Origin of the sequence: Candidatus Poriferisocius sp. (assembly GCF_965208355.1) — a bacterium.
Classification (GTDB): domain Bacteria; phylum Actinomycetota; class Acidimicrobiia; order Acidimicrobiales; family Bin134; genus Poriferisocius.
In genome coordinates this window covers 1,265,359-1,276,986 of sequence record NZ_CBDBOM010000003.1, presented here as the reverse complement: position 1 = coordinate 1,276,986, position 11,628 = coordinate 1,265,359, and the positions used below count along the sequence as shown (strand labels likewise).

The window sequence follows — 11,628 nt, the reverse complement described above, 5'->3', positions numbered from 1 at the left end:
CACCGGCCAGCTGGGCAAGGATGGTGGATATCAGTGCAAGCAAGGTAAATGTCTCCTAGTGCTCGGGGTGTAGGGATCCGCCGATGTACACGGCGGTGAGAATGGTGAAGATGAAGGCTTGGAGGGCCGACACGAAGATCTCGAACGCGGTAAGCAAGATCAGCATTGCAAATGGCAGTACCGCGGGTACGTAGAGGGTTCCCCACAGTGCGGCCGATAGCACGGCAAAGGTCACCAGCAGGAGATGGCCGGCCACCATGTTGGCCCAAAGCCGGATGGCCAGCGATAGCGGCCGGATCAGGATGATCTGGAGTAACTCGATCGGCACTACCAGGACATAGAGGAACGTGGGCACACCGGGTGGGAACAGCGCGCTTTTGAAGTACTGAATGAAACCCTGAGCTCGGATGCCCACCACGTGGTAGACGCCCCACACCACAAGAGCAAGCAGTAACGGGATTGCCATTCGGGAGTTGGCCGGGAACTGGATGAACGGGACGACCTCGAAGATGTTGCTGAAAAGCACAAAGAAGAAGATCGTGGTCAAGAAAGGTAAGAACCGGCGGCCGTCGGGGCCGATGGTCTGCATGACAATGTTGTTTTCAATGAATTCGATCCCCGCCTCGACCACCGTTTGCGTCCCGGTAGGCACCAGCGAGCGGCGTCGGGCCGCCGTCCAGAACAGCACGGCAGTAAGAACCAGAGTGACCAAATAGATCAATCCGGTTTTGTTGAGAGCTATCCAGTCGTTGCCGGCAAACAAGAAGTCAGGCCAATCGAACAGCTGCGTGACCGGCGGAAAGTCCAGGGCAAACACGTTCACTGAGCAGCTCCTTGCGGCTTCAAGCCGGGATAAGCGAGGGACATGGAGACATATCGGGTCTCCCAAACCAGCAGAACAATATGGGCCAAGACCAGCGTGATGACAAACGGCAGCGCCTCAAACCAGCCGGTATTTCTCACCAGGAAGTAGGCACCGGTGATAATGCCCAGGCGAATGAAGTACCCACCCATCACTCCGGCCATCAGCATGGTGGGCGAAATCCGCATCGACCAGGTGATGAGCGAGGCCGCCAGCCAGAAGTTGATCAGGATCAGCCCGAGGGCGTAGCCGCTGGACCACAATCCGTCGAACCCCCATACACCGGCGCAAATCCCGACCAGCACCGGCCCGCCGATCATCCCTCGGCGGATGATGTCAAGAGCCACAGCCTTCTCGGGAGCCTCCTCGCCGGTCGCCACCGGCCGCTCAGCCATCGGAGGCCTCCAGCTCATTATCAACCCGCCGACTGGGCAGTTTCCGGTCGTAGGCGTCCATGCGGTCGCTATAGGCCTTGACGGCCTTCCATCCTGCGTAAACCGCAGTCAACAAGCACAAGACCAGTGTGAAGACCGGCCTGGTGCCCACAGCTCCGTCGATGAGCCATCCGAAGAAGGCAAACAGCGCCGGGGTGGCCACCAACTCGAAGGCGATGGAGAGGGCGTCTCCTGCGCTCTGGCGGTTGTATAGCTGGCGATTCTGCGTCATTGCAGTTGGCACGAATTGGGCCCCTATGGCAAGCGGATTGGCCTCGCCGAAATGGTTTCGCGTACCAGGCTACGGGGCCAAATCATCAGACTGGCTGCCAGTGAAGGAGTTCAGGTGGTGCGACGGCGCAAAATGGGGTGGAAGACGGTGTAGAGCATCAACACCAGCACTGCGGCAGCCGGGACCATGATGGCCTCGCCCTCCCCGGTGTAGGTGGGGTAAAGCACCAGGGTGGACATCAAGGCGGTGAACAGCCAGAGGATTAGCACGCTGCGGCGGTGGCCGTGGCCCAGGCTCATCAGCCGGTGGTGCAGGTGCTCCTTGTCGGGGGTAGTGATGCTGGTGCGGGCCCGGGTCCGTCGCAGCACGGCCCACAGAACGTCCACCACCGGCACCGCCAAGATGATGAGCGGAATGAGCATGGGGGCGAACAGGAAATAGGTCTGCCCCGCGAACGGCTCGCTGCTGCGACCGCCGACCGACACGGTGGAGGCGGCCAGCAGCGTGCCCAGAAACAGCGCCCCGCCGTCGCCCATGAAGATGCGGGCCCGGTGGAAGTTCTGGGGCAGAAATCCCACCGCCACCCCGGCGGCGACGATGGCGATCAGCGGCCCGATGTTGTTGGGCAACAGCACCTCTTCATCGGTGAGCTTGATGGAGTACACGAAGAACGTGAGCCCGGCGATGGCCACGATGCCCGCGGCCAGGCCGTCCAACCCGTCGATCAGGTTGATGGCGTTGGCGATGGCCACCAGCCACAGCACCGTGACCACAAAGGCCAGATCTTGAGACAAGATCAGCGCATCCAGCACCGGCAGCCGCAGATTCAGCACGGTCACCCCGGCGAACGACAAGATGCTGCCCGCCAGCACCATGGAGGCCACTTTGGCCGGCGCCGACATCTCCTTCACGTCGTCGTAGGTGCCGAACACGATCATCACCAGTGCAGCGATCACTATTCCCACCGGCTCTGATGCGGTGGCAAACACCACGTCGAAGTCGCCTAGCAGCCAGGCCACTCCCATGGCCGACAGAAACCCGATGAACATGGCCACGCCGCCCAGCACCGCGGTGGAGCGCTCGTGGACTCGCCGGGCATCGGGCTCCACCATCAGGCCCCATCGCTCGCTGAGACGACGCAGCACCGGGGTGGCCACCAGCGTGACCCCCGCCGCTACGGCAAAGACGACAAGGTAGCTGTCAACACCGGGGGCCATGGCGTTTCGAGGCGCCCTCTTCCACGCCTAGCCAGCCAGCGAATACGGGGTGAACCGACCACAGAGGTCGGCAACCTCAGATCGGACGTCGGCCACCACAGCTTCGTCGTCTCGCTGGCGCAGAGTGCGGCCGATCATGCCCGCGATTAGACCCATCTCCGCCGGTCCCATTCCCTGGGTGGTGGTAGCCGGGGTGCCGATCCGCACCCCGCTGGCCACGAAGGGGGAACGAGGGTCATCGGGCACGGTGTTCTTATTGAGGGTGATTCCCGCCCGGTCGAGCACCTCCTGGGCCACCTTGCCGGTCAGGTCGTCGTCAAAGGTCCGCAGATCCACCAGCAGCAGGTGGTTGTCGCTGCCGCCCGACACCATGCGGAACCCCTCCTCGGCCAGACCCTTGGCCAACGCGCCGCTGTTCTCCACGATTCGAGCGGCATAGTCGGCGAACTCCGGGGTGGCGGCTTCGCCGAAGGCCACCGCCTTGGCCGCGATCACGTGCTCCAGAGGACCGCCCTGAAGGCCGGGGAACATAGCCTTGTCTATCGCCGGGGCGAGATCCTCGGTACACAAGATGGCCCCGCCCCGGGGGCCTCTTAGCGTCTTGTGGGTGGTGAAGGTGACGATGTCGGAGTGAGGCACCGGGTTGGGGTGCATGCCTCCGGCGATCAGCCCGGCAATGTGGGCGGCGTCGAACATGAACAGGGCGCCCACCTCGTCGGCGATGGCCCGGAACGGCGCCGGATCGATGATGCGGGGATAGGCGGTGGCGCCGGCCACGATGAGCTTGGGCTGGTGCTCGAGGGCCAGATCCCGTATCTGGTCGTAGTCGATTCGCTCATCGCTGGGGGTCACCCCATAGGCCACGAATCGGTAGGTACGCCCGCTGATGTTCACCGGTGAGCCGTGGGTGAGGTGGCCACCATGGTCCAGGCTCATGCCCAGAACAGTGTCTCCCGGCTCCAACACGGCCAGGTAGGCGCCCACGTTGGCGTTGGCTCCCGAGTGGGGCTGCACATTGGCGTGATCGGCCCCGAACAGGGCGGTGGCCCGCTCCCGGGCGATGGACTCCACCTCGTCGATCACCATGTTGCCGCCGTAGTAGCGGCGACCGGGGTACCCCTCGCTGTACTTGTTGGTGAGCACCGATCCGGTGGCGCTCAACACCGCGGGCGAGGCGAAGTTCTCCGAGGCAATGAGCTGCACGGTGGTGTTCTGGCGCTCCACCTCCCGGCGGACCATGTCGAACACCGGGTCTTTACTGCTATCCGGCCACATCAAGGCGCTACCTTTTCATCGGGCATTCTCATTGGGCATCCTGATTGGGCAATAGGGCGTCGATCTTGGCCACCCGAGCAACGTGGCGGCCCTCCTCGAAGGTTGCCTCGAGAAATGCCTCCAAGGCTTCCTTGGCCAACTCGGTACCAACCAGCCGCTCGCCCAAGCAGATCACGTTGGCATCATTGTGCTCTCGGGTCAGCCGGGCTGAGGTCACATCGTGCACGGTGGCCGCACGCACACCAGGCACCTTGTTGGCCGCCATGGCGATCCCAATGCCGGTGCCGCACACGCACAGACCCAACTCGGCCTCGCCAGCAGTTACCTTGCGGGCCACCGCCTCGCCGTAGTCGGGATAGTCCACCCGGTCGAGACCATGGGTGCCGCAATCAACGACGTCGTGGCCCAACTCCCGCAAATGGGACACCAGCACGTCCTTCAACTGCACCCCAGCGTGGTCGGCCCCGGCGGCGATTCGCGCCATAGGGGTCAATCTACCCAGCCTGCGTCCTGATTGATGACTCTTTACGGCGATCTTGTCCTTCTATGTGAACGAAATCGGCGATTGCAGCCACCAAGGCCGGTCGCTGGTTCTGATCTCAACCACCCACTTCACCCACCACAGCCCCCGCCGCCCGGGGGCCACCAAGCGAGCGGGAGCACCGTGGCCCCGCGACAGCGGTTTCCCGCCCAATTCATGGGCCAACATCATCTTGTCGGCATCGCCGAGTGGAAAGCGGCGGGTGTAGCCGGTGGCCGAGCGCACCTCCAGGCTGCGCCCAGTGATGCCGGGACCGAGAAGCTCGGACAGCAGGACTCCGGTCCAGCGCTGCGTGCTGAACCACCCGTTGGTGCAGTCCAGCGTTGCCTCCTTGGTGGTGGTGTGGGCAGCAAGCTCCTGATAGTCCACGTCGCGCTCCACCGATCCCCGCAGGCGCAGCACCCAGTCGTCGGGATTGATTCTTGGGGGCGAATCGTTGAACCACTGCACCACCGGCATCTGCCGGGGGTCTCCCGACCCCACCTCGTGGGAGCCGGTGAAGCGCCGATCCGATGAAGCCCATCTATCGAAAACGGTGCGGAACCCAAACGCGATCCCGACCACTCCCAGGGCCTGAAGCCACGTGCGTCGGGAGAGGTCTATGGGGCGGATCCGCTGGGGGCGGGTCACCACATGCAGAATCGCCAAGGGCACTGCCGCAAGGGCGAATATGACATGCAGGCCAATGGGCGACCACACCCCGAACGGCCCCCAGACGTCGAGAGTGTGGATCACCCCGGTGATCAGCGCGCCGGTGACAACGGTGGCCAGCGCAATCGACGCAAAGCGATTGGGTCGGCGACGGCTGAGGCCCCGCTGCACCACCGGCGACTTGGGGCGGGCCAGAACTAGCACCACAAATCCAAGCACACCGTGCAAGGTCACCAGCCACGCCGTGGAGGAACTCCCGAGCAAGAAGGAGGCACCACCGGTGATCAAGGCCAAATTCAACGTGATCAGCAGGGCCAAGTTGGTCTTGCGGCCTCGCGAGGCAGGGCTTTCGGGACGGCTCATCCCACGATCCCCTCCACGTCAACGGCCCCTTGGCGAAGGATGTTGAGCCCGTCTTCGGTCACCTCCACAACCGTGGACGCGGGAGCTTGGAGTCGGCCGCCGTCGATTACCAGCTGCACGGCTGGAAAGGCGTCGGCAGCTTCCGCCGCGGTGTGGGGGGTGGGCTGGCCGCTCAGATTGGCGCTGGTGGTGGCGATCGGTCCAACCGCGGCAGCCAGGGTCTGCACCAGCGGGTGGTCGGGACAGCGCACGCCATGGCCGTCTTGGACGATGGTTAGCGCTCCCGGCCAGCAGGCCTCCATGAGCCGCCGAGTGGCGGGCAGCGGGTCGAAGAGCTGTTCGGCATCGGCGGGATGGGCCACCAGGATGGCCACCGCCTTGTCCGGAGGGCGCTGCTTGAGCTCGAACAGCAGGTCCACGTTCTCGGGCAAGGCGGCCAGCCCGTACACCGTGTCGGTGGGAATGATCACCGCTCGGCCCGCCCGCAACTCGGCGACAGCCATCTCCACCAGTCCGGCTGCGTCGCCCATGCCTACTAAGCCCTCCGGCAGTGCAGCACCCGCTCGCGACCGGCCAGGTCGGGGTGTACGGCTTCGACGACCAGCCCGCCGGCTTGGGCCATTGCTGCGGCAGCCTCCATCTGGTCGGGCGATAGCTCCAGCAGCACCGAGCCCTCAGGCCTCAGCCAGCCCCGGGCATCGGCCAAGATGCGACGGGCACCGTCCAACCCGTCGGCCCCGCCCCTCAGTGCCATCGCCGGCTCCCAGTCAGCCACGTCGGGGGGCAGCGTCTCGTCGTCGCGCACGTACGGAGGATTGCTCACAACCACGTCAACCGTCCCCACCATCGACTCGGGCAGGGCTTCATACCACGACCCCTGGGAAGCCGACACCCGCACCGCGGCCCGGCCCAGTCCGGCCAGGTTGGCCCGGGCCACCGCCAGTGCCTCGGCTGATGAGTCGGTGAGCACCACCCGGGCTGTGTCGCACTCGGCCGCCACCGCCAGCCCCACTGCCCCGCTGCCGGTGCCCAGGTCCACCACTAGGCCGCCCGGCGGGTGGCGGCGGGACAACTCGGCAACCGCCAACCCGGCGAGGGTCTCTGTCTCGGGACGGGGGATGAGCACCGCGGGGCTAACCATCAAGTCCAAGCCCCGGAAGCCCCATCGCCCCAGCACATACTGCAACGGCTCACCAGCCAGGCGACGGCCCAGCATGGAGTCCAAATGGGCCAATTGCCGCTGGGAGGCCCCCCGGGTCAGCCCTACGTAGTACTCCCCGCCCTCAAATCCCGAAGCCTGCTCCACCAGGCGGCGGGCCTGCACCTCCGCGTCGGCCACCCCCGCATCGCCCAGTCGGCGAGCGGCGTCCATCGCCACATCGCCCCAGGTCACTGTCTGGGCCGCCAAGCTCACGATCCGGCGGTGTGTTCGTGGCGCTCAGCCTCGGCCAGGGCGTCCACCACCTCGTCCAAGGCCCCGGCCAAGATGCGATCGAGCTTGTAGAGGGTCAGTCCGATGCGGTGGTCGGAGACCCGGTTCTCCTTGAAGTTGTAGGTCCGGATCTTCTCCGAGCGACCGCCGCCGCCCACCTGGCCCCTGCGCTGTTCGGAGAGCTCGTCTTGTCGGCGCTGCTGTTCGGCTTGCAACAGCCGGGCCCTGAGAACGGCCATGGCCTTGTTGCGGTTCTGGAGCTGGCTTTTCTCGTCCTGCATCGAGACCACCATCCCGGTGGGCTTGTGGGTGATGCGCACCGCCGAGTCGGTGGTGTTCACCGACTGGCCGCCCGGACCCGACGACCGGTACACGTCCACCTGGAGGTCCTTCTCCTCGATGTGCACCTCCACCTCCTCGGCCTCGGGCAGCACCGACACGGTGGCGGACGAGGTGTGTACCCGGCCCTGAGACTCGGTCACCGGCACCCGCTGAACCCGGTGGGGACCGCCCTCGTACTTCATCTTGCGCCACACGTCATCGCCCCGCAGCATGAACACCACGTCGGTGTAGCCCCCCATGTCGGAGTTCTGGGCGTTCATCATCTCCAGTTTCCAGCGCTGCTGGCCTGCGAAGGCCGAGTACATGTCGAAGAGGTCGCGAGCGAACAAGTTGGCCTCCTCGCCCCCTTCGGCCCCTTTGATCTCCACGATCACGTTCTTGCCGTCGTTGGGATCCCGGGGAACCATCAATTCGACCAGCTCGGCTTCCAACCCCTCGGCCGCCGCGGAAGCAGCTTCGATCTCGGCCTCCAGCAGGCTCTGCTCAGCCGCGTCGGCGTCAACCAGCATCTCGGTGGCGGTCTCTATGTCCTCTCGATGGCCCCGCAGTTCCCGGATTCGGACAGCCTTGGCCTCCAATTCCTTGTAGCGACGGGCTGTGGCGGCATATGTATCACGATCGGCCAGCAACTCCGGATCGGCTAGCTGTCCCTCAAGCGCGACGAACTCCGCCTCAATCTCTTCGTAGGCGGCGTTCTCCTCCATGCTTCCAAACTACCCGGGGGCCGAGTTGCCGACGGGAACAGAATGCGAGGTTGGGCCGGGTCAGCTCTCTTTGGACGACCGCTTGCGATGCCCGTAGCGGCGCTCAAAGCGCTCCACCCGGCCGGCCGTGTCCACGATGGTCATCTGGCCGGTGAAGAATGGGTGGCTGGCGCTGGAGATCCCCACCTTGGCCAGGGGGTACTCGTTGCCGTCCTCCCACACCACCGACTCGGAGGTCTCAATGGTGGACCGGGTGAGAAAGGACGTGCCCGCGGAGGTGTCCTGAAACACCACCAAGCGGTACTCGGGATGGATTTCGGGCTTCATGTCGCTCCTAGCCTCACACCCCAGCGGGGCCTTTCGCCACTTCCTCTAGGAATGCGGCGTTGTTGGGGAAAGTGCGCAGTCGATCCATCAGCAACTCCAAGCCGGCTGCCCCGCCCCCGTTGCCGTCGCTGGAGAGGCCGTTGAGCACCCGGCGCAGCTTCCAGACCTGCTGGAGCTGACGGCGCTCGAAGAGCAGCTCCTCGTGACGGGTGGAGGAGGCGTCCACGTTGATGGCCGGGTAGATGCGCCGCTCGGCGATGTGCCGGTCCAGGCGCAGCTCCATATTGCCGGTGCCCTTGAACTCCTCGAAGATGACCTCGTCCATCCGGGATCCGGTCTCCACCAGCGCGGTGGCCAGGATGGTGAGCGAGCCGCCCTCCTCCACGTTGCGGGCCGCGCCGAAGAACTTCTTGGGGGGATACAACGCACCGGTGTCGATGCCGCCGGACATAATTCGCCCGGTGGCCGGTGCGGCCAAGTTGTAGGCCCTGGACAGGCGGGTGATGCCGTCGAGGACGATCACAACGTCTTCGCCCCGCTCCACCATGCGCTTGGCCCGCTCGATGGTCATCTCGGCCACGTGGGTGTGCTCTTCGGCCGGGCGGTCGAAGGTGGATGCCGCCACCTCACCCCGCAGCAGCCAGCGCCGCATGTCGGTGACCTCTTCAGGGCGCTCGTCCACTAGTAGCACCAGGAGATGCACTTCGGGGTTGTTCAGCTCGATGGATCGGGCGATCTCCTTCATGATCGTGGTCTTGCCCGCTTTGGGTGGTGACACGATCAGACCGCGTTGACCCTTGCCGATGGGCGACAAGAGGTCGATGATGCGGCAGGTCATGTTGGCCGGATCGTCGTCGCGCTCCAGTCGGAGTTGCTCGTCGGGGAATAGAGGAGTCAGATCCTCGAACTTGGGCCGCTGCTTGACCGACTCGGGGGCCACCCCGTTAACGCTGTCGATGTGCAGAAGGGCGGGGTTCTTCTCGTTTCTGGTGGCCGGGCGGCAGCCTCCGGCCAGAAAGTCTCCCTTGCGCAACCCGAACTGGCGGACTTGCTTGACCGATACGTAGGCATCTTCCTTGCTGGGCTGAAAGCCCTTTATCCGCAGGAATCCATAGCCGTCGTCTCTCAGGTCCAAGTGGCCTGAGATGGCGATGGGATCGCCCTCCCAGGGTTCCTCGGGCCGATCCCGGTCATTGCGGCCCCGACGCCGCCGGCGACGGTTGCCGATCTCGGGCTGGTCATCCTGTTGGCGGGGACGGTCTTGGCGATCCCGATCCTGACGGGAGCGATCCTGGCGATCCCCCTCTTGGCGGGAGCGGTCTTGGCGATCGCGGTCCTGGCGGGGACGGTCGTCGTCACCGCGATTATCGCGGTCTTTATCGGAGCGGCTGCGGTCCGTCTTCTCTTCCTCTCCGGCTTCTTCGGCCGGTGCGTCTTGCCGCGCCTCGGGAGCGTCGTCCTGCTGAGCCTCGTCCTGCTGGGTGTCGGGCGACTCGCCCTCAGAAACGGGCTCTTCGCCCTGCTCTTCTTTGGATTCCTCGATGGACTCCGCCTGAGCGGGGGCGGCCCCATTGCCAGCGGAATCGGCTGCAGCTTGGCCGTCGCCGTCGACGCCGGCGAGCTCGAGGATCATGTCCACGATGTCTGCTTTTCGGGCTTTGGGCTCTGGGCGTCCGCCCATGGCCCTTGCAATTATCTGAAGCTGCGCCCGGTCTTTGCGCTGAAGTTTCGACCGAGACAGCTCAGTGGTCTCTACGCTCACATTTCTCCCTTGATACGCCACAACTGGAGGGCATTTGTTACTCCCTTGAAGTGCCACAGCTTTGTGAGTGCACTTCGTGTTGTTCGGCACGCCATCCGCGAGTGCAGAAGGCATGAATTAGGCAGCCATTAACCACCGGGACGCTGACAAAAGGAATGTCGAAATCGACCGAGTGGTCAGAAGGCTTCCCGTAGAACCGCTAGAAACACCGCAGTTCCAACGCCCGAAAGAATACCGTAATCGCCCACCAGTGGCAACATTCCAGGCTTTTTTTGGCCTAGCTGGCCCGGGCCAGGAGCCTCCCCATCAGGTGATGGCCGGGTACCACCTCAGCTGAGGCCGCCCCCTGTTCGGTGTAGACGCCGCCGGGGCCGTCGACCTCTGAGTCGACAATCAGATAGGGAACTGGATCATCGATGTGGCTCCTGGTGGTGAGCGGTGTGGCGTGGTCGGGCAGCAGCAGCAGCCGCCAAGGGCCCAATTGATCCAAGCCGTCAATCAAACCGGCCAGGATGCGACGGTCCCAGTTCTCCAGGCATCTGACCTTCTCGGCCACATTGCCCTCATGCCCGGCCTCGTCACTGGCCTCCACGTGGATTGCATACAGGTCTGCGCCATCGGCCAAACCGGCCAGAGCTGCATCTCGCTTCCCCTCGTAATTGGTGTCGTACCAGGCGGTGGCTCCCGGCACATTGGCCACCGTCATGCCGGTGAGCGCCCCGATCCCTCGCACCAAGTCGACTGCGCTGACCATCCCAGCTTCCACGCCGTGCATCTCCCGGAAGGAGGGCATCTCCGGCTGGAATCCCTGACCCCACAGCCAAATCCGGTTGGCCTTCAATCCGAATCTGGGCACCACCGACCGGGAAGCCTCCTCCAAAGAGGCGAGCTTGGGCCCGGCTGGGCCCTGGGGTCCCACCACCGGCAGATCGGAGAGCTCGTGGGGCGGAGTGCAGATCGCGTCGGCCCACTCGGCCGGAGCAATCATCGTGTGGCGGTACTGAACCCCGGCATGAAAGCTGACCTCGCCCCCCAATTCCGCGTCCAGTGCGGCTATGACCTCGGCGGCCCGAGCAGAGTCGGGGTGGCCTCCGGAGAAGTCGGCCATGATGCCGTCTTCGGTCACCGTTACCAGATTGCAGCGGTAGGCCACCTGGTCGGGGGTGAGGGTGAGGCCTAGTGCGGCAGCTTCAATGGGCGAGCGCCCCGTGTGGTAGCGGGTGGGGTCGTACCCGAAGATGGACATGTTGCCCACGTCGCTACCCGGCGGCATTCCCGGAGGGATGACCTGGGCCAATCCCACCTGTCCCCGGGCAGCCAGGGCGTCGAGCACCGGAGTGCGAGCCGCTTCCAATGGGGTGGCCCCGTCAAGCTCAGGTACCGGCAGATCCGAGCACCCGTCGGGTATGCACACCACGTATTTCACGATGAACGACTCTCTTGCTCTGTTCGACAGCACCGCAGGCTGGCTACACACACCACGAAC

The 11,628-nt window shown here is 64.7% G+C and carries 13 protein-coding genes; all 13 read right to left on the bottom strand.

Annotation, left to right across the window (positions count from 1 at the left end):
• Window positions 1–55 precede the first annotated feature (55 nt).
• The gene (gene atpB, locus ACOGXH_RS07175; RefSeq protein ID WP_419928425.1) at window positions 56–823 is read right to left on the bottom strand and encodes a F0F1 ATP synthase subunit A; all 768 of its coding nucleotides are present in this window, start codon (window positions 821–823) and stop codon (window positions 56–58) included.
• Window positions 820–1,257: an ATP synthase subunit I gene (locus ACOGXH_RS07170; RefSeq protein ID WP_419928424.1), complete on the bottom strand. Its 438-nt coding sequence runs from the start codon at window positions 1,255–1,257 to the stop codon at window positions 820–822. Before ACOGXH_RS07170 ends, atpB begins: the two co-directional genes overlap by 4 nt.
• Window positions 1,250–1,540 carry an AtpZ/AtpI family protein gene (locus ACOGXH_RS07165; RefSeq protein ID WP_419928423.1) on the bottom strand — a complete coding sequence of 97 codons (291 nt, stop codon included), beginning with the start codon at window positions 1,538–1,540 and terminating at the stop codon, window positions 1,250–1,252. The genes ACOGXH_RS07170 and ACOGXH_RS07165 overlap by 8 nt, the downstream gene beginning before the upstream one ends.
• A 98-nt stretch (window positions 1,541–1,638) precedes the next feature.
• A complete protein-coding gene (locus ACOGXH_RS07160; protein ID WP_419928422.1) occupies window positions 1,639–2,745 on the bottom strand; it encodes a glycosyltransferase family 4 protein in 1,107 nt (368 codons plus the stop codon).
• 27 nt (window positions 2,746–2,772) lie between these two features.
• Window positions 2,773–4,020, bottom strand: a complete 1,248-nt coding sequence (gene glyA / locus ACOGXH_RS07155) for a serine hydroxymethyltransferase (RefSeq protein ID WP_419928421.1) — start codon at window positions 4,018–4,020, stop codon at window positions 2,773–2,775.
• 28 nt (window positions 4,021–4,048) lie between these two features.
• Window positions 4,049–4,504: a ribose 5-phosphate isomerase B gene (rpiB, locus tag ACOGXH_RS07150; protein ID WP_419928420.1), complete on the bottom strand. Its 456-nt coding sequence runs from the start codon at window positions 4,502–4,504 to the stop codon at window positions 4,049–4,051.
• Between the two features lie 60 nt (window positions 4,505–4,564).
• Window positions 4,565–5,575, bottom strand: a complete 1,011-nt coding sequence (locus ACOGXH_RS07145) for a molybdopterin-dependent oxidoreductase (RefSeq protein WP_419928419.1) — start codon at window positions 5,573–5,575, stop codon at window positions 4,565–4,567.
• A complete protein-coding gene (locus ACOGXH_RS07140) occupies window positions 5,572–6,105 on the bottom strand; it encodes an L-threonylcarbamoyladenylate synthase (RefSeq protein WP_419928418.1) in 534 nt (177 codons plus the stop codon). Before ACOGXH_RS07140 ends, ACOGXH_RS07145 begins: the two co-directional genes overlap by 4 nt.
• 5 nt (window positions 6,106–6,110) lie before the next feature.
• Window positions 6,111–6,989: a peptide chain release factor N(5)-glutamine methyltransferase gene (gene prmC, locus ACOGXH_RS07135; RefSeq protein WP_419928417.1), complete on the bottom strand. Its 879-nt coding sequence runs from the start codon at window positions 6,987–6,989 to the stop codon at window positions 6,111–6,113.
• Window positions 6,986–8,053 carry a peptide chain release factor 1 gene (gene prfA, locus ACOGXH_RS07130; protein WP_419928416.1) on the bottom strand — a complete coding sequence of 356 codons (1,068 nt, stop codon included), beginning with the start codon at window positions 8,051–8,053 and terminating at the stop codon, window positions 6,986–6,988. The genes prmC and prfA overlap by 4 nt, the downstream gene beginning before the upstream one ends.
• 60 nt (window positions 8,054–8,113) lie before the next feature.
• Complete coding sequence (locus ACOGXH_RS07125) at window positions 8,114–8,380, bottom strand: type B 50S ribosomal protein L31 (protein WP_419928415.1); 267 nt, start codon at window positions 8,378–8,380, stop codon at window positions 8,114–8,116.
• Window positions 8,381–8,393: 13 nt separating this feature from the next.
• Window positions 8,394–10,142: a transcription termination factor Rho gene (gene rho, locus ACOGXH_RS07120; protein WP_419928414.1), complete on the bottom strand. Its 1,749-nt coding sequence runs from the start codon at window positions 10,140–10,142 to the stop codon at window positions 8,394–8,396.
• 277 nt (window positions 10,143–10,419) lie between these two features.
• Complete coding sequence (apgM, locus tag ACOGXH_RS07115) at window positions 10,420–11,601, bottom strand: 2,3-bisphosphoglycerate-independent phosphoglycerate mutase (RefSeq protein WP_419928413.1); 1,182 nt, start codon at window positions 11,599–11,601, stop codon at window positions 10,420–10,422.
• Window positions 11,602–11,628 lie beyond the last annotated feature (27 nt).